Origin of the sequence: Micromonospora sp. NPDC050200, assembly GCF_040656135.1 — a bacterium.
In the GTDB taxonomy this organism is placed as follows: domain Bacteria; phylum Actinomycetota; class Actinomycetes; order Mycobacteriales; family Micromonosporaceae; genus Micromonospora.
On sequence record NZ_JBFALG010000017.1, the window covers coordinates 97653 to 114833 of the forward strand.

The window sequence follows — 17181 nt, forward strand, 5'->3', positions numbered from 1 at the left end:
GGAAGGTGGCACCGCCCCGGTTCCGGTCCCGAAAGGACATCCGGCAGGCCCGGTTCACCGCACCCGCCCGGTTCACGGTGCTCGACAACGGACGGCTGCGCCTACCGAAGGTCGGGGACGTTCAGGCGCGCTGGTCGCGGACGCCCGGGCGCTCCGCGTCGGTGCTCAGTCGCGGTGGTGGCGGCCGGTGGAGCGCAGTGAGCGCCGGCCGCTCTCCGTCTCCGGCTCGTTGTCGGCCAGCGGCCGGCTCAGGCCGGTGACCCAGTCGACGAACTCCTCGTCCTGCGCGGCCAGCGGCTCCGCCTCCGGGGCCTCGGCCGGCTGCCCGGGGCCGCGCGCCTTGTTCCGGCGGAACAGCCCACGCTTCGGCCGGGACCTGTCGGCCGCCGGTTCCGCGTCGACCTCCGGCGACCGCACCGTCGGGCGGGCGTCGACCGGCGGGCCGGGCGCCTCGGCGGCGGGCAGGTCGCTCGCCCCGCCCGCCGTACGCGGGGTGCTGGGTCGGGCTTCGTCCGCGTCCCAGCGGAAGGTGACCGGCTTCGGTTCCTCGTCCGGACCGTAATCCGGGAAGGGCAGCTCGGCCCGGGGTGGCGCCGACGCGGGTCGGGGAGCGGCGAAGGTGTTCCAGCCCACCCCGCTGTTCAGGTCGGGCAGTTGGTGCCGGGGGCGGGGTGCCGGCTCGGCGGTGGCCGGGGTGGCACCGGTGTCGGCGGTGGCCGGGGTGGCACGGGTGTCGGCGGTGGCCGGGGTGGCACGGGTGTCGGCGGTGGCCGGGGTGGCACCGGTGTCGGCGGTGGCCGGTGTACGGCCCACGGGCGGCCGGTCTGCGCCCGACGCGGTCGACCGGGTGCCGGATCGGGAAGCGGGTGCGTCGTGGGTGTCGTCCGCCATGGACGCGGTCCGGGCGGGATCGGGCCGGGCCGCACCGAGCCCGGCCGTGTCGAGCGCGTCTTTGTCGAGGCCGGCGGCCGTGCCGGTGTCCGTGCCGGTGCGTGCGGCGGGTGCGGGTGCGGGGGAGTCGGCCGGGGCGGGGGCGGCCGATGATTCCGTAACGGTTCGCGCCGCCTGCTTCGCCGGGACCGTCCGGCTGGCGGCCGGAGAGGCGAGAGGGGCCGGAGAGGCGGGGTCGGTGGCGGCGGGGTCGGTGGTGGCGGTGGGGGCGGCGGCGGTGGCGGGAGAGATCGGAGTGGCGTCCGCCGGCTCGGCCGACCTGGAGGAGCGGGGCTTGCGGGTCCGCTTCGGCCGTGGCCGGGGGGCGACCGTCGCGGCGGCGTCGGCCGGTTCGGCCGTCCCGGGGCGGTCGGCGGTCGGTGACGCCTCGTCCGCGCCGGAGGCCTGCGCCACCTCGACCGGGCCTGCTGGCCGCGGCAGCTCGACCGGTCCGGCGGCGGGCGTGGCGTCGACCGCGTCGGATGCCGGCGCCATCTCGGCGGCCGACCCGGTGGTGATCTGGGGCGTAACGGGACCGGGCACGACCGTTCCCAGCTCGTCGGCCGGGTCGGCCGCTCGTGGACTCTCGACCGGGTCGGCCGCTCGCGGCTCGTCGGACGGGACGGCCGGCGGCTCGTCGGCCGAGGTGGTCGCCGGCATCGGCTCGGCAGCCGGAGCGGCCGGCTCCGACGCCCGCGGAGACTCGGCCGGGGTGGTGCGACGGTCCCGTGGGTGGGGTGCGCCCGCCGGGGTGGCGGCCGGCGGGTCGACCTCCGGCGCGCGGCTCCCGCCCACCTGCAGGCCGCCGTACGACGGCTCTTCGGGCTCCCGGCCGGATGGTTCGTTCCCGGTCGCTGGCGCCGGTTCGGTGGCCGGGGCGTCGAGCGCGAAACGGGCGTCCGGCCGCGTCCCGGACGGCGCCGGCGCGGTGGTCGGGGTGCCGGGCGTGACCGGCCAGTCCCAGTGCGCCGGGGTCGGCTCGACCGCCCGGTCCGCCGCCGGATCCGGGCCGGCCGACGTGCCGTGGCCCGGCGAGGTGTCGGCGCCGGTCAGGTCCACCGTGGTCGAGCCCTCGCCGGAGGCCGTGCCCAGGGCCGGGGTGTCGGGCAGCGGGCGCAGGATGTCGGTCGGCTCGACGGCGTCGTCGGCTCCGGCGGGGAAGAGCGGCCAGCGCAGCAGCGCGGCGGCGGCCGAACCCAGCGCGCCGGCCGCGACGGCGATCACCGCGCCGTAGTAGGGGGCGAGTTGGTAGCGGTCGACGGGGTCGCCCGGACCGGCGGTCAGGTAGGCGAAGGCGAGCAGCACCGGACCGGCCGCCCCGGTCGCCCCGACGACCAGCGGGACGTGCCCGCGCCAGCGGGCCAGCCCGCCGGTCGCCACGCCGGCCAGCAGCGCCACCGCGGGGAGGACCAGCATGGCCAGCCGCTGCGCCGCGTCCCCGTCCAGCCAGGACGGCTCAAGCACACCGAGGCGTACGGTGTTCAGCGGCCCGGTGGACAGCAGCGCCGGTGCGGCGGAGACCAGCGCGATCAGCCAGACCGCGCCGGCCAGCAGCGCGACGTTCCAGCCCAGCGGCGGCCGGAGCAGCACGGCCGAGGCGGCGCCCGCGCCGACCACCGCGCCGACGATCGCGCAGATCCCGGCCGCCCAGACCGGGTCGATGGTGTTGAGTTCGGCGGCCCGGGCGGGTTGCATGCAGAGCGGGGCGACGACGGTGGCGCCGAGCGCGGCGGCACCGGAGAGGGCGAGCTGCATCCCGGTGCCGTCCGGCAGCCCCTCCCGGCGGGCGAGGCGCACGGTGACCACGGCGCCGACCACGGCGGCGGTCACGGCGAACCAGCCCACCCAGGCGAGCTGCGCCGGCCACCGGTTGACGTCGGTGAAGGCGCCGGTGAGCCGTACGATGCCGAACCCGTACGCGATGCCGAGCTGGCCGGCTCCGGCCAGCACGCTCACCCCGAGTGCGGTGAGCAGCAGTCTGCCCCACGTCCGAAAGGCCATGTCGCGCACGTTACGGCCCGGTGCGCCCGATCGCCACTGTGGCGCGGCGGGGCGCGGCCTGGGGTTACTTCAACTCGACGAGGCGGGCCAGGTACGTCGTGTCGCCGACGTTGGTGAGCATGTGGACCGCGCCCGGGTCCCGGTAGACCACCCCGCCGGTGGGCTCGTCGGCGTCGATCCGGGTGCCGTCGATCGTCTGCACCACGTTCTTCGCGCCCTGGACGGCCACCACCAGGTACGGGTGGTCGTGCCGGTGCAGCGGCTGCCGCTCACCCGGCTCCAGGCGGATGTGCCACACCCGGACCCGGTCGTTCTCGTAGACGATCTCCTGGCCCACCGGGCCGAGTTCGGTGCCGTCGACCACGTCGGTCATCGCGTTCCGTCCAGTTGGGGGAGCACCTCGCCGGCGATGAGCTCCAGGTGGTCCAGGTCGTCGAGTTCGATCAGGCGCAGGTGCGCCCGGGTGGCGCCGATCGCGGCGAACTCACCGAGCCGGTCGACCAGCTGCGCGGGGGAGCCCACCACCGGGTCCTCGGGCGGCAGTGCGCTCTTGACGTGCAGCGGCTCGGCCCGGCGGCGGGCCTCGGCGTCGGTACGCCCGATCGCCACCACCACCCCGGTGGAGAACACCAGCGGGGCCCGCCCCGACCCGGTACGGCCGGTCCGGTCGCACGCCTCGCGGACCCGTTCGTACGCGCCGGCGGTCTCCTCGACCGACTTGAAGGGCATGTTGAACTCGTCGGCGTACCGGGCGGCCAGCTCGGGGGTGCGCTTCGGGCCGCGCCCGCCGACGATTACCGGCGGGCCGGGCCGCTGCACGGGCTTGGGCAGCGCGGGCGCGTCCACCAGCCGGTAGTGGTCGCCGAGGTAGCTGTAGGTCTCGCCGACCGGGGTCCGCCACAGACCGGTGATGATCTCCAGCTGCTCGGCCAGCCGGTCGAACCGCTCGCCCACCCCGGGGAACGGGATGCCGTACGAGGTGTGCTCGCGCTCGTACCAGCCGGCACCGATGCCCAGCTCGACCCGGCCACCGCTCATCTGGTCCACCTGGGCCACCATCACCGCCAGCGGGCCGGGCAGCCGGAAGGTGGCCGAGGTGACCAGTGTGCCGAGCCGGATCCGGGTGGTCTCCCGGGCCAGCGCGGCCAGGGTGAGCCAGGCGTCGGTCGGGCCGGGCAGCCCCGACTCGTCCCCCATCGCCTGGTAGTGGTCGGCCCGGAGGAAACCGTCGAAGCCGCCCGCCTCGACCAGCCGGGCGAACCGGAGCTGGTCGTCGTAGCCGGCGCCGCGGTGCGGCTCGGTGAAGACAGCGACCCGCATGCTCATCGGTTCTCCGCCACGGCCGGCGTCTCGCGTTCCATCAGCAGTTCGTGCAGTTCGGCGCTGACCCGGGCGACGTCCGCCAGGTGGGCGTTGCGGCCGAGGGTGCGCGGTCGGGGGATGGCCACCTCGACGACCTTGCGGATCCGCCCCGGGCGGGGGCTGAGCACGACCACCCGGTCGGCCAGCAGCACCGCCTCGTCGATGGAGTGGGTGACGAAGACCACGGTGGCCCCGGTCTCCATGTGCACGCGTTGCAGCTCGCCGGAGAGTTCCTCACGGGTGAGCGCGTCCAGGGCGGAGAAGGGCTCGTCCATCAGCATCACCCGGGGCTCGCCGATCAGTGAGCGGCAGAGCGACACCCGCTGCTGCATGCCGCCGGAGAGCTCGTGCGGCAGCCGCTTCTCGAAGCCGCCGAGGCCGGCCATCTCCAGCAGTTGGCGGGCCCGGTCCCGGTGCCGCGCCCGGCTCCAGCCGAAGATCTCCACCGGTAGCAGGACGTTGTCCAGCACCGTGCGCCAGGGGAGCAGGGCGGGGCGCTGGAAGAGCATCGCGATGTCCTGGCGCGGTCGGGTGACCGCCGTGCCGCCCACGGTGATCTCGCCGCTGGTAACCGGCAGCAGCCCGGCGACCATGCGGAGCAGGGTCGACTTCCCGCAGCCGGAGCGGCCCAGCACCGCGACGAACTCGCCCTCGGTGACCTCCAGGTCGATGCCGCGCAGCGCCTCGACCCGGCCGGAACGGCCGTCGAACGTACGCGACACGTCGGCGAGTCGGATCATGTCCGGTGGGCCTCCACTGAGCGGGCGGTCAGGAATCCGACAAAGGCTATCCGGGGTGTGCCCCTTGCCGACAGTCCGGGGTGGACCTCAGTTGTTTCCGTTCCGCAACCCGACGTGGCTGGCGTGGTGACGGTGGGTCTCTCGTACGCTGTGCCCGCGAAGAGTCCCTTCACGACGGCGGCGCCCGGCTCCCCCCTCACGCCGGCACCGCTGGACCGACAACCCCTCCGGGTGGCACATCACCCGGTCGGAAAGGACATGGTGCACTGATGAGAAGGCTGACCCGTACGGTCGCCGCGGCCGCCCTGGCCACCGCCCTCGCCCTGGTTTCCGCGTGCAGCAGCGGCTCCGACGAGTCCGAGGCCAAGGGCGGCGACAGCAAGGCGATGGAGAAGGTGACCTACCTCACCTCGTTCGGCAACTTCGGCCGTGACTCGTACGCCTGGGTGGCGAAGGAGAAGGGCTTCTTCAAGGAGGCCGGCTTCGACGTGGAGATCAAGCCGGGCCAGGGCACCGGCGCGGTCATCCAGACCATCGTCGGCGGCCAGGCCGACTTCGGCCCGATCGACCTGACCGGTGGCCTGCTCCAGCTCGGCAACGGCGCCGCCAAGGACTTCGTGGCGGTGGCGGCGATCCAGCAGCGCACGATGGCCGCCGTGGTAACCGTCGAGGGCAAGAACATCGCCACGCCGAAGGACCTGGAGGGCAAGAAGCTCGCCGACACCCCCACCTCCGTGGTCCGCCAGCTCTTCCCGACGTACGCCCGGCTGGCCGGCGTGGACGCCAGCAAGGTGACCTGGGTCAACGGTGAGGCGCAGACCCTGATGGGCACGCTGGCCTCCGGCACGGTCGACGGCATCGGCCAGTTCGTGGTCGGCCAGCCCACGGTCGAGGTGGTGACCAAGAAGAAGCCGGTCGTCCTGCCGTACAGCGAGGTCATGCAGGACCTCTACGGCAACGCGCTGATCACCTCGGCCAAGATCGCCAAGGATAAGCCGGAGATGGTCAAGCGCTTCACCGCGGCGCTGCTCAAGGGCCTGGAGTACGCCCTGGCGAACCCGCAGGAGGCCGCCGACCTGCTGAAGAAGAACGTCGACGCGACCAACGTGGCCGCGGCCGCCGCCGAGCTCCAGCTGATGGCCGGGTACGTCCGGTCCAGCAACTCCGGCACCGCCATCGGCACGCTGGACAACGAGCGGGTGGCCAAGAGCATCGCGCTCCTGCAGGGCGCCGGCGCGCTCAAGCAGAACATCACCCCGGACCAGATCATCGACTTCAGCCTGACGCCGAAGGCCTGATCGACACCGACCGTGCCACGGGGGTGCGGTCACCGGGCTCACCGGTGGCCGCGCCCCCGTGGCCGTGCCGGCCCCCTGGCCGGCAGGAGAGGATGGGACACGTGACGGAGATCCGTACCCGCTCCGGAGCGGGAGAGGCGGAGCGCGACGTCGCCGCGGCCGACGCGCCCGGGGTGGCGACCCCGACCACGCCACCGGCCGCCGCGGCGTCGCGGCGCCCGGTGGTACGCCCGGCGACCGTCGGCCTGCCGCTGCTCGGCCTGGTCATCGCGGTGGCCGCCTGGTGGCTGGTGACCTCGGGGCTGGAACTGGTCCACCCGGCGTCCCTGCCGCCCCCGCAGGACGTGTGGGGCGCGTTGACGGCGGCGGTCGACGTGCTGCTGCCGGCGCTGGGGATCACCACGCTGATGACGCTGCTCGGCTTCGTGCTCTCCGCCGCCGCCGGGGTGCTGATCGGGATGGCCCTGGCCGCCTCCCGGCGGGTCGAGCGGATGTTCGCGCCGCTGCTGGTGGCGGTCAACGCGGTGCCGAAGATCGCCCTCGGGCCGCTGCTGGTGGTCTCGGTCGGCTGGGGCGAGAAGCCGATCCTGACCATGGTCTTCCTGCTCTGCTTCTTCCCGATCGTGCTCTCCACGGCGACCGGGCTCACCACCACCCCCGCGGACCTGGCCGAGCTGGCCCGGTCGCTGAACGCCTCGTGGTGGCAGTCGTTCCGCAAGGTGCGTTTCCCGGCCGCGCTGCCGCAGATCTTCGTCGGGCTGAAGGTGGCGATGCCGCTGGCCGCCATCGGCGCGGTGATCGGGGAGTTCTACTCCGACAAGCCGGGGCTCGGCTACCAGATCCTGCAGTACAACGGCATCGGGGACACCGCGACCGCCTGGGCGGCGATCGTGCTGATCGCGGCGATGAGCATCCTGCTCTACGCCGCCCTGTCCCTGGTCGAGCGCCTAGCCCTGCCGTGGGTACGGGCCACCACCAGCGCCCGCTGACCCCGGCCCGCGCGCTGACGGCAGCCCCGGCAAGCGCTGTGGCGCCCCGGGCGGCGACCCTGCCGGGCGGTAGCTACCCACGGTGATGGGTCCGGAGTCGGACCCGACAACGAGCGATATACCTGGGGGTCATATTTATGCCTCTCAGGTATATCGCTCACCAGGCATACGCCGTCCCTGCCGCGACACGCCGGCTCCCCGTCGCCCGTGGTGGGCGTGTCGCACCCCGGGGCGGCACGGGTTCCCGGAAACCCGTGCCGCCCCGGGAGCTCACTCAGCCCGCCAGGCGCCAGCGTCCTCCGCGCGCGACGAGGGTGGTCAGCGCCTGCGGCATCAGCCCGGAGTGGTTGTCCGGCGTCATCCGGATCGGCCCGGACAGGCCGTCCATCTGCGACGTCTCCAGCACGTCCCGGATGCCCTCCCGGTTGACCTGGTCGGCCGGCCCGCCGGCTCGCAGCGCGGCGTCGGTGATCAGCTGGACCGCGTCGGCGGCGAAGGAGGAGGAGCCGTTGTAGCCGCCGAACCGGGCGGTGTAGTCCTGGAACCACTGCCGGCGGGCGGCCTTCGCCGGGGTGGTGGCGATGACGTCGTCGATCACCATGGTCTGGGTGAAGATCAGGGTGGCCTGTTCGGTGGAGCGGGCCGCGTTGCCGAGGAAGAGGTCGCCGGCGGCGGCCGCGTCGAAGAAGAGCGACCCGGAGAAGCCGGCCCCCTGCGCGCTGGTCGCGGCGAGCGCGGCCTGCTCCGGCGAGGTCCAGATGATCAGCGCCTGGGGCTTGCGGGAGGTGAGCAGGCGGACCGGCTGGCTGACGTCGGTGTCGGTGGTGCGGACCGCCTCGTTGCCGACCAGCCGCAGCCCGGCCTTGCTGAACTCGCGTCGCAGCGCGGTCAGGCCCTCCCGGCCGTAGTCGTCGTCGCTGTGCAGGACGGCGACCTTGCGGATGCCCTTGCGGCGCAGTTCCGTGGTGAGCGCCCCGGCGCTGTCGGCGGCGTTGGGGGCCAGCTTGAAGACGTACCGCCGGTCGGCGACCGGGTCGGAGATCGCGTTGGACGGGGCGAGCGCGATGGTGGGGATCTTCTTCTCGTTGACGGTGCGGACGGCGCCGACGGCGCATTCGTTGCAACCACCCATGATGATCGCGCTGACCTTGGAATCGCTGCTGAAGTCGCCGATGTTGCGCAGTGACTCACTGGCGTCGGAACGGTTGTCCTTCACCTCGAGCCGGATCTTCCGGCTGCCCAGGGCACCGGAGGTGTTCAGCTGCTCGATCTTCAGTTCCAGCGCGCGTTGGTACGCCTTGCCGACCGGGGCCGCCGCGCCGGAGAGTTCGAGGTCCGCGGCGATGACGATGGGGCTCGTGACCTCCTCCTGCCCCGCCCCGAACGAGCAGGCGGTGAGCGTGGTGGCCAGCACGGCCGATGCGAGCGCCGCGATGGTCGCGGAGCGGATGGGGCTCAACTCAGTCCTCCAGGTGCGGCGCGGGGCGCTGCCCGGTCACCGCCGCTAGTCCGTCCTCAGTGGAAAAACGGGAATGTCTGCCGTACGGTGTGCGCGAAGCCTGCAGAACCTTGCCAATGCCGGGGCCTCGCGGTCAAGCGCGGGAGTCCGGAGTGGTTTCGGGACGGCTTTCCCACATGTTGGGGTCATCAAATATTTACCGATGCTCACTCCGGAGAGGCAACCGGCCACTCTGGAGTGACAATGCCTGTTCAGGGCGTGGGCGAGAAAGAGGCCAAAAGGTGACCAGGTTGCCGGCTGGCCGTTTCCTGCCTCACTGCGGCTTCCCAAACGCGATCTTCTCTGATGAAATCGCGGCCGTGCCGCGCGTGGCGCTCTCCGCTGCACCAGGCACGGGTCGGCGGGCAGGCGTGGAAGAAACGACGGAGGCGATGTCGTGAGCACCGGACCGACGACCCTGCCCGAAAATGGCGACGCCGCTCAGCGTGAGCGGGGGCGGCGGCTGCCCCGATTGAGGGACGCGCGCATCCGCGCCAAACTCGCCCTCATCCTCGTGGTTCCGGTCGCCGCAGTCATTGCTTTGGCAACTATCCGACTCATCTCCACCGGCGAGGGCGCGTACGACGCGACCCGGATCCGGTCGCTGACCGCGCTCTCCGTCGACATCTCCGCGCTCACCCAGGACCTGCACAACGAGCGGATGGCGGCGGCCGGCTACCTGGCCACGCCGCAGCAGAAGGCCGACGACTACAACCTGCGGGTCCGGGCCACCGACGAGCGGATCGCGGAGTACCGCGCGGAGCGGGCGGAGATCGGCGAGGTCCCGGCGGCCGTCCGCGACCGGCTCAAGGTCATCGACGACCATCTGGAGACGCTCAACAGCACCCGCCAGGAGGTGCTCGACCGCCGGCAGATGCCGGTGGCCGAGGCCACCCTGCGCTACGGCATCGTCCTCACCGACCTCGTCTCGTACGGCGACACCCTGGCCCAGCTCGCCGGCCAGGAGAGCCTCGCCGACGCCCGTCGCGCGGTGGCCGCGTTCGGCCGGGCCAAGGCGGCCGTCGCCGAGGAGGAGGCGGTCGCGTACACCGCGCTCAGCGCCGGTCGGCTCGACGAGGAGCAGTTCTCCGCCTTCGTGACCACGCTGACCGGCCAGCAGGAGGCACTGCTCTCCTTCTCCCTGGCCGCCGACCCCGAGCAGCGGGGCCTGGTCGAGCGCACGGTCTCCGGCGACGCGGTCGGGCTCGCCGACCGGGTGTCCAGCGACATCACCCGCTCGGTGGGGCGGCAGCCGTTGGTCAGCGCGACCGACGCCAGCGCCTCGATCGGCGCGGTCAACGACCTGATGCGGTGGGCCGAGATCCAGCTCCAGGACCGCCTGCTGAGCCGGGCCGAGCAGGCCCGCAGCGACGTCATCCGGCAGGCCGTCGTCGAGTCGGTGCTGGTGCTGCTCACCCTGATCATCGCCGTCTCGCTCGCCGTGATGCTGGCCCGCTCGCTCAACCACTCGCTGCGGCGGCTGCGGGAGGGCGCCCTGTCGGTGGCCAACCACGACCTGCCGGACGCGGTGCGGCAACTGCAGAACATGGGCAGCGTCGGCGAGGGCGGGGTGGAGGAGATCGTCCGCCAGGTCCGCGACCCGATCCGGCTGCCCAACCGCGACGAGATCGGGCAGGTGGCCCTGGCCTTCAACGTCGTGCACCGGGAGGCCGTCCGGGTCGCCGCCGAGCAGGCCGCCCTGCGTACCAGCGTCTCGGCGATGTTCCTCAACCTGGCCCGGCGCAGCCAGACGCTGGTCGACCGGATGATCGGCGAGCTGGACGCGATCGAGCGCAGCGAGGAGGACCCGAAGCGCCTCGCCCAGCTCTTCGAGCTCGACCACCTGGCCACCCGGATGCGCCGCAACGACGAGAACCTGCTCGTCCTGGCCGGCGCCGACTCGGCGGTGCCCCGCCGCGACGACGCGCTGCTGGTCGACGTGCTGCGGGCCGCCCAGTCCGAGGTCGAGCTCTACAACCGCATCGAGTTCGGCACCGTCGACACCGACATCTCGGTCGCCGCCCACGCGGTCAACGACGTGGTCCGCCTGGTCGCCGAGCTGCTCGACAACGCCACCCGCTTCTCGCCGCCGACCACCACCGTGGTCGCCGACGGCCGCCGGATCCGCGACTACGTGCTGATCCAGGTCGAGGACCGAGGCCTGGGCCTCACCGACGAACAGCTCGACTCGCTCAACCGTCGGCTGGCCGCGCCGCCGAGCGTGGACGTGGCCGCGTTCCGGCTGATGGGTCTCGCCGTGGTGAGCCGGCTCGCCTCCCGGTACAGCATCCGGGTCGAGCTGCGGCGCAACGTCGAGGGCGGCACGGTCGCGCAGGTGACGCTGCCGAACTCGACCGTGGTGCTGCCCGCACACCGGGACCAGTCGCTGCCCCGGCCGCGCCAGCCGCTGGCCGTCGAGCAGCCGCCGCTCACCACCGCCGGCCTCGGTGACTCGCTGGCCGGCGGGCGTACCGGCGCGGCGACGCTGACCGACCAGTGGCGGACCGCCCCGCCGGCCCCGGCGCCCTGGCAGCCCCCGGTCGACGCGCGGGACAGCGCCCCGGCGGTGACCCTCGGCGGCCAGGTTCCGCCGTCCGTGCCCACCTCCGCCGTGCCGACGCCCGCCGTGCCGGCCTCGGCTGCTCCGGCGGAGCCGGCGTACGGCGGAGGCTACTCGGCCGGCGCTCCGACGGCGGCCCAGCCCGTCCTCGACCCGCTGCCGAAGCGGACCCGGGCCGCCGGGGCCACCCCGGCACTGCCCCGCGGACCGGTCGCCGGTGTGCCGGCGACGCCGGCCGAACCGTTCGCCGCGGCGCCCGCGCCGTTCACCCCGGCAACCCCGTTCGCGGCCGCCCCGGCGGCGTCCTTCGCCCCGGCGGTGCCGTACACCCCGCCCGCCCCGGCGCCGGCCATCCCGGCGGTGGCCCGGCCGGACCGGCCGGCCGACTCGCCGATCTTCCGCGAGATGGAGGCGGTCTGGTTCCGTTCCCACGGGGACGACGCCACCGCGATCTTCACCCGGCCCAACTTCGACGAGCCGCCGGGCGACGGCGCCGCCGCGAGGCGCAGCCGGCCGCCGCTGGCGACCCGGGTGCCGAGCGATCCGAACGCCTCCGGCACCCCGTCCGCCGCGCAGCCGCCGGCCGCCCCGCCACCCCCGTCGTACGTCCCGCCGGCGGTGCCGTCAGCCCGCACCGCGCCGCCGCCCACGCAGCCCGCCGCCCCGCCACCTGCGGAGCCGGGCGCCTGGCGGACGGCGGCCGACGAAGGCTGGTCCCGGGCCACCCGGGCCGCCGAGCCGGCCACCGGCGGCACCACCCGCTCCGGCCTGCCGAAGCGGGTGCCCAAGGCCCAGCTCGTCCCGGGCGGCATCGAGCCGAAGGGCGGGCGGGACCGCAGCCGCCGTACCCCCGACGAGGTCCGCGGCCTGCTCTCCGCCTACCACCGCGGCGTGCAGCGCGGCCGTTCGGCCGGTACGGACCAGAACAGCACCTCGACCAAGGAGACGCGCCGATGAACAGGCCAGCGGCCATGCAGGACATGGGTTGGCTGCTCACCAACTTCGCCGACAGCGTGGCGGGCATCGCCCACGTGGTGGCGGTGTCCGCGGACGGGCTGCTGCTCGCCTCCTCGCGGGACCTCCCGACGGACCGGGCGGACCAGCTCGCCGCCATCACCTCCGGCGTGGTGAGCCTGACCGAGGGGGCCGCCCGGATGTTCAGCGCGGGCGGCGTGCTCCAGACGGTGATCGAGATGGACAGCGGCTACCTGTTCCTGATGTCGATCAGCGACGGGTCGTCGATGGCGGTCCTCGCGGCGCGCAGCTGCGACGTGGGGCAGGTCGGCTACGAGATGGCGCTGCTCGTCGAGCGGGTGGGCGCCGCACTGGTGCCGCTGCCACGCGACGCCGTGCGCTCGTAGCGGGACGTACGACGCCGGGCGCGCTCGCGCCCGGCGAGGACAGGCGATCCGGTGCCGGGGGCTCCGGTCGGGAGGAGGTGATGGCGGATGGAACCACGGCGGGACCCACGCGGGGCGTTGGTGCGGCCGTACGCGGTCACCCGGGGCCGTACCGAGCCGAGCCGGGACATCGCCCTGGAGGCGGTGCTGTCGGCCGGCTTCAGCCAGGCCGCAGAGGCGCGCTTCGCCGGGCACGACAAGTACCGCATCGCCACGGTCTGCGAGGGCCGGGCACAGTCGCTGGCGGAAATCGCCGCGTACACCCGGATGCCGCTGGGCGTCACCCGGGTGCTGGTCGCCGACATGGTGGCCGAGGGCCTGCTGACGCTACACACTGCCGCTCCGGCCGAGGGCTACGAGGAGCGGATGAACCTGCTGGGAAGGGTGCTAAGTGGACTTCGCGAACTATGACCCCGCCGGGGCGCGCCGCAGCCGGGAGATCATCTCCGCGAAGATCGTGGTCGCGGGCGGCTTCGGCGTGGGCAAGACGACACTGGTCGGCGCCATCTCCGAGATCACGCCGCTGACCACCGAGGCGCTGATGACGGCGGCCGGCGTGGGCATCGACGACCCGTCGAAGGTGCCCGGCAAGGAGACGACCACGGTCGCCATGGACTTCGGCCGGATCACCATGGCGCAGGACCTGATCCTGTACCTCTTCGGCACCCCGGGTCAGACCCGGTTCTGGTTCATGTGGGACGAGATCATCCGGGGGGCGGTGGGTGCCGCCGTCCTGGTGGACACCCGCCGGATCACGGACGCCTTCGCGCCGCTGGACTACTTCGAGAACCGGAACCTGCCGTACGTGGTGGCGCTGAACCGGTTCGACGACGCGCCGCAGTACGAGCCGGAGGAGGTCCGCGAGGCGCTGGCCATCTCGCCGGACGTACCGCTGGTGATGTGCGACGCCCGGGGGCGGGACTCGGTGAAGCAGGTGCTGGTGACCGTGGTCGAGCACGCCATGCTCCGGCTGGAGTCCGAGCAGGGCCGGGGCTACGCCCCGGTGGGCTGAGCCGCCTCCGGGTCAGTCGACCCGGAGCCGGTAACCCCGCTTGACCACGGTCTGCACCACGCGGGGGGCCCGGAGCCCGACCCGCAGCCGGGCCACCGCCATCTCCACCGCGTGCTCGTCCGCGCCCCGGGGCAGGGTACGCAGCAGCGCCGTGCGGGACAGCACCCGACCGGGCGACGCGGCCAGCGCCCGCAGCACCGCCATCGGGGCCGGCGCGAGCGGCCGCAGCTCGCCGTCGACCACGGCCGCGTGCCCGCGCAGGGTCAGCAGGTGCCCGGCGGCCTTGACGGTCACCGTACGGCGGGGCAGCTCGTCGACGATCTGCCGGACCAGCGCGCCGAGGCGGGCCCGGGCGGGCGCGCTGACCGGCACCCCCCGGCGGACCAGTGGTGCCGCGGTGACCGCGCCGACGCAGCTGGCCAGCACGTCCCCGCGCAGCGCCGCCAGCACCGTCTCGGCGCGGTCACCGGCCGCCCGCAGCAGCGCCTCCGCCGCTGGCGCCGAGGTGAAGGTGACGGCGTCGACCAGCCGGTCGGCGACCAGGTCGATCAGCCGGTGCAGCGGGGCCGGGTCGGTGGGCGGCGCCCAGCGGTAGACCGGCACCTCGATCACGGTGGCCCCGGCCGCCTCCAGCGCCTCGGTGCACTCCGGCTGCCGGTCGCCGGGCAGCTGCATGGCGATGACCTGACCGGCCACCCCGCGCTCGCACAGGTGGTCGACCACCTCGTCGCAGCTCTCCGACTCCGGCGACCACTGGTCGTGCAGCCCGGCGGCCCGGATCGCGCCGCGCGCCTTCGGCCCCCTGGCCACCACGTACGACCGGGAGAGCACCGACCGCAGCGGCTCGGCGAGCCCCCAGCCCTCGGCCGCCTCCAGCCAGCCGCGCATCCCGATGCCGGTGTTCGCCATCAGGATGTCCGGCGGCCGGTCCAGGCAGGCGCGGGTGGCCTCGCGCAGGTCGCTGTCGTCGGCCAGCGGCACGATCCGCAGGGCCGGGGCGAGCACCACCCGGGCGCCGCGCCGCTGCAGCAGCGCGGCCAGCTCGTCGCGCCGCCGGTCGGCGGTGACCCCGATGGTGAAGCCGGCCAGTTCCTCCCGCATCACTCCTCCTGTCGCAGCCGTACCTCGACCAGCCCGTCCCGGCGACGAAGGAACTGCAGGGCGCAGTGCGTCTCCGCCTGCCGGGGCCGCACCCCCGGTCGCGTCGCGGAGCGCGCACCGTCCGTCATGCCCGAGAAGCGTGCCGCCGGGCGGTTTCCGCTCCGGGTCACTCCTGTTTCGGTCCGGTCACGAGCGCCGGACCCCGAGCGGGGGCCTGCGACCGATCGGCGGAGTCTATGATGTGAGACGAATTTCTTGATATATGGGAGATGCGGCATGAGCGTGACAGCGGCCTTCGACGCGGTGGCGGGCAGCTACGACCAGGCCCGCCGGCGCCTGGTGCCCCGCTTCGACGACTTCTACGGCACCGCGGTCGAGGTGGCCGCCCCGCCGCTGTGGGCGGCGCTGGCGTCGACCCGCCCCGGGCGCGACCACCGGAGAGTGTGATTTGACCGGTTCGCCGACCCGCGCGAAGCGGGATGACTGGCGGTCATACCAATGGGTAATCTCGGCGGCATGACTGCCAAGGTGACCCTGTCGTTCTCCGACGAGACAATCGAGGAGGCGCGCCGGTTCGCCAAGCGCGAGGGGCTGTCGCTCTCCGCCTGGATGGACCAGGCGGCCCGGGAGAAGGCGCTGCGCGAGGTCTTCACCGCGCACGCCGCCGCGGTCGGCCGGGCCGGACTCGACCTGGAGGCCGCCGCGCTCGCCGACGCCCGGGAGGTCGGCATGGTCGACGACGCGCTCTTCGGCGGACGTCCGCGTGCTGCGTAGGGGCGAGATCTGGCGGATCGAGGGCGCCCGGGAGCGGCTCGGGCTGGTGATCAGCACCGACGTCTACAACTCCACCGACGTGCCGATCGTGATCGTGGTCGAGGTGGTCGAGACGGCGCTGCTGCGGGACTCCCCGCTGGCCGTGCCGATGGGCGGGTACGTGGTGATGCCCGACCGGCTCTCCTCGCCCATGAAGAAGTGGTTCACCGAGTGTGTCGACGTCGCCGACACCGAGACCATGCGGCGGGTGGAGCGCGCGCTGCGTATCCTGCAACAGCTCTGACCGCCTCGCCTTCGCGTTGCTGATCTCGCCGGTCTGCCTGCGGCCGGGGTCGCGCCGGCGGCCCGGCCGGTGAGCTGCGTCATCGGGGTGTCCCCGGCGACGCGGAGTGACCCCCCGTTTTGACCTGGCGACGGGGCGGCGAGTATCGTTGCCCGCTGTTGTACGACATCCAGAGGCGTGCCGCATCAGGTACGCTTGGTCGTTCGTGCGCGCCTGGTCACCTCGGCGCGCGACCCCAGACCGACGACGAGACAAGGTAGACCTGTGCGTACGTACAGCCCGAAGCCGGGTGAGATCGAGCGTCAGTGGCACGTTATCGACGCCTCTGATGTCGTGCTGGGCCGCCTGGCCACCCACGCCGCCACGCTGCTGCGCGGCAAGCACAAGCCGACTTTCGCGCCGCACGTCGACACGGGCGACTTCGTCGTCATCGTGAACGCGGGCAAGGTGGCGCTGACCGGCAACAAGCGGCAGACCAAGATCGCCTACCGCCACTCCGGTTACCCGGGTGGTCTGAAGCAGGTCGGCTACGACGAGCTGCTGACCAAGCGTCCCGAACGGGCCGTCGAGCTGGCCGTGAAGGGCATGCTCCCGCACAACAAGCTCGGCCGTCAGCTGATCAAGAAGCTGAAGGTCTACGCCGGTGCCGAGCACCCGCACGGCGCGCAGCAGCCGGTGCCGTTCGAGATCAAGCAGATCGCGCAGTGAGCGCGGGCGAAGGAAGCAGCATGACCGACATCACCGAGACCGAGGTCGCCCCCGAGGCCACCGAGGCGCCAGCGCCCGTCGCCCGCGCGCCGCGCGGTGACCGCCCGATCCAGACCGTGGGTCGGCGCAAGGAGGCCATCGTCCGGGTGCGCATCGTTCCCGGCACCGGCAAGATCACCTGCAACGGCCGGGACCTCGAGGCCTACTTCCCGAGCAAGGTGCACCAGCAGCTCATCAAGGACCCGCTGGTCACCGCCGAGAAGCCCGAGGCGTTCGACGTCATCGCCAACCTGCGCGGCGGCGGCACCACCGGCCAGGCCGGTGCGCTGCGGCTGGCCATCGCCCGGGCGCTGATCGTCAACGAGCCGGACGACCGCCCGGCCCTGAAGAAGGCCGGCTTCCTGACCCGGGACGCCCGGGTCAAGGAGAGCAAGAAGTACGGCCTCAAGAAGGCCCGTAAGGCTCCTCAGTACTCGAAGCGCTGATCATCAGCGGCACGTTGTACTTCTGACGGACGGCCGGGCC

General features: G+C 73.5%; 18 protein-coding genes. 11 read left to right on the forward strand and 7 right to left on the reverse strand.

The features are described 5' to 3' along the window. Positions 1–165: 165 nt before the first annotated feature. From AB0I41_RS14360 to AB0I41_RS14375, 4 genes are all read right to left on the reverse strand, one after another. Positions 166–2931, reverse strand: a complete 2766-nt coding sequence (locus tag AB0I41_RS14360; protein WP_357106484.1) for a hypothetical protein — start codon at positions 2929–2931, stop codon at positions 166–168. Between the two features lie 64 nt (positions 2932–2995). After that, positions 2996–3304 carry a cupin gene (locus tag AB0I41_RS14365; RefSeq protein ID WP_357106487.1) on the reverse strand — a complete coding sequence of 103 codons (309 nt, stop codon included), beginning with the start codon at positions 3302–3304 and terminating at the stop codon, positions 2996–2998. Next, the gene (locus AB0I41_RS14370; protein WP_357106557.1) at positions 3301–4251 is read right to left on the reverse strand and encodes an LLM class F420-dependent oxidoreductase; all 951 of its coding nucleotides are present in this window, start codon (positions 4249–4251) and stop codon (positions 3301–3303) included. The genes AB0I41_RS14365 and AB0I41_RS14370 overlap by 4 nt, the downstream gene beginning before the upstream one ends. 2 nt (positions 4252–4253) lie before the next feature. Beyond that, on the reverse strand, positions 4254–5033 hold the full coding sequence (locus tag AB0I41_RS14375; RefSeq protein WP_357106490.1) for an ABC transporter ATP-binding protein: 780 nt from the start codon (positions 5031–5033) through the stop codon (positions 4254–4256). Positions 5034–5302: 269 nt separating this feature from the next. Here AB0I41_RS14375 and AB0I41_RS14380 point away from each other — a divergent pair, with 269 nt between their 5' ends. Then, positions 5303–6331: an ABC transporter substrate-binding protein gene (locus tag AB0I41_RS14380; protein ID WP_357106493.1), complete on the forward strand. Its 1029-nt coding sequence runs from the start codon at positions 5303–5305 to the stop codon at positions 6329–6331. Positions 6332–6423: 92 nt separating this feature from the next. Next, a complete protein-coding gene (locus AB0I41_RS14385; protein ID WP_357106495.1) occupies positions 6424–7320 on the forward strand; it encodes an ABC transporter permease in 897 nt (298 codons plus the stop codon). 274 nt (positions 7321–7594) lie between these two features. On the opposite strand, the gene AB0I41_RS14390 is transcribed toward AB0I41_RS14385, so the two are convergent. After that, complete coding sequence (locus AB0I41_RS14390) at positions 7595–8779, reverse strand: ABC transporter substrate-binding protein (RefSeq protein WP_357106498.1); 1185 nt, start codon at positions 8777–8779, stop codon at positions 7595–7597. Between the two features lie 436 nt (positions 8780–9215). Between AB0I41_RS14390 and AB0I41_RS14395 the strand changes: the two genes are divergently transcribed. The 4 genes from AB0I41_RS14395 to AB0I41_RS14410 all read left to right on the forward strand — a co-directional run bounded on the left by AB0I41_RS14395 (position 9216) and on the right by AB0I41_RS14410 (position 13790). Then, on the forward strand, positions 9216–12335 hold the full coding sequence (locus AB0I41_RS14395) for a sensor histidine kinase (RefSeq protein WP_357106500.1): 3120 nt from the start codon (positions 9216–9218) through the stop codon (positions 12333–12335). Continuing rightward, positions 12332–12739: a roadblock/LC7 domain-containing protein gene (locus tag AB0I41_RS14400; protein ID WP_067313320.1), complete on the forward strand. Its 408-nt coding sequence runs from the start codon at positions 12332–12334 to the stop codon at positions 12737–12739. The genes AB0I41_RS14395 and AB0I41_RS14400 overlap by 4 nt, the downstream gene beginning before the upstream one ends. Positions 12740–12826: 87 nt before the next feature. Next, positions 12827–13189, forward strand: coding sequence for a DUF742 domain-containing protein (locus AB0I41_RS14405; protein ID WP_357106503.1), 363 nt, complete (start codon positions 12827–12829; stop codon positions 13187–13189). Then, complete coding sequence (locus tag AB0I41_RS14410) at positions 13170–13790, forward strand: ATP/GTP-binding protein (protein ID WP_357106505.1); 621 nt, start codon at positions 13170–13172, stop codon at positions 13788–13790. The genes AB0I41_RS14405 and AB0I41_RS14410 overlap by 20 nt, the downstream gene beginning before the upstream one ends. Before the next feature lie 12 nt (positions 13791–13802). Here the strand turns inward: AB0I41_RS14410 and AB0I41_RS14415 are convergent, their stop codons facing one another. After that, the gene (locus tag AB0I41_RS14415) at positions 13803–14891 is read right to left on the reverse strand and encodes a uroporphyrinogen-III synthase (RefSeq protein WP_357106508.1); all 1089 of its coding nucleotides are present in this window, start codon (positions 14889–14891) and stop codon (positions 13803–13805) included. Then, complete coding sequence (locus AB0I41_RS14420) at positions 14891–15019, reverse strand: hypothetical protein (protein WP_357106511.1); 129 nt, start codon at positions 15017–15019, stop codon at positions 14891–14893. The genes AB0I41_RS14415 and AB0I41_RS14420 overlap by 1 nt, the downstream gene beginning before the upstream one ends. A gap of 148 nt (positions 15020–15167) precedes the next feature. Here AB0I41_RS14420 and AB0I41_RS14425 point away from each other — a divergent pair, with 148 nt between their 5' ends. The 5 genes from AB0I41_RS14425 (at position 15168) to rpsI (ending at position 17141) form a co-directional block, all read left to right on the forward strand. Then, positions 15168–15338, forward strand: coding sequence for a hypothetical protein (locus tag AB0I41_RS14425; protein WP_357106513.1), 171 nt, complete (start codon positions 15168–15170; stop codon positions 15336–15338). Positions 15339–15407: 69 nt separating this feature from the next. Then, on the forward strand, positions 15408–15665 hold the full coding sequence (locus AB0I41_RS14430) for a DUF6364 family protein (RefSeq protein WP_132230932.1): 258 nt from the start codon (positions 15408–15410) through the stop codon (positions 15663–15665). Continuing rightward, entirely contained in the window at positions 15655–15948 is a 294-nt protein-coding gene (locus AB0I41_RS14435; RefSeq protein WP_357106517.1) for a type II toxin-antitoxin system PemK/MazF family toxin, read from the forward strand. The genes AB0I41_RS14430 and AB0I41_RS14435 overlap by 11 nt, the downstream gene beginning before the upstream one ends. A gap of 264 nt (positions 15949–16212) precedes the next feature. After that, positions 16213–16656, forward strand: coding sequence for a 50S ribosomal protein L13 (rplM, locus tag AB0I41_RS14440; protein WP_089012545.1), 444 nt, complete (start codon positions 16213–16215; stop codon positions 16654–16656). 20 nt (positions 16657–16676) lie between these two features. Next, positions 16677–17141: a 30S ribosomal protein S9 gene (gene rpsI / locus AB0I41_RS14445; protein ID WP_355050719.1), complete on the forward strand. Its 465-nt coding sequence runs from the start codon at positions 16677–16679 to the stop codon at positions 17139–17141. Positions 17142–17181 lie beyond the last annotated feature (40 nt).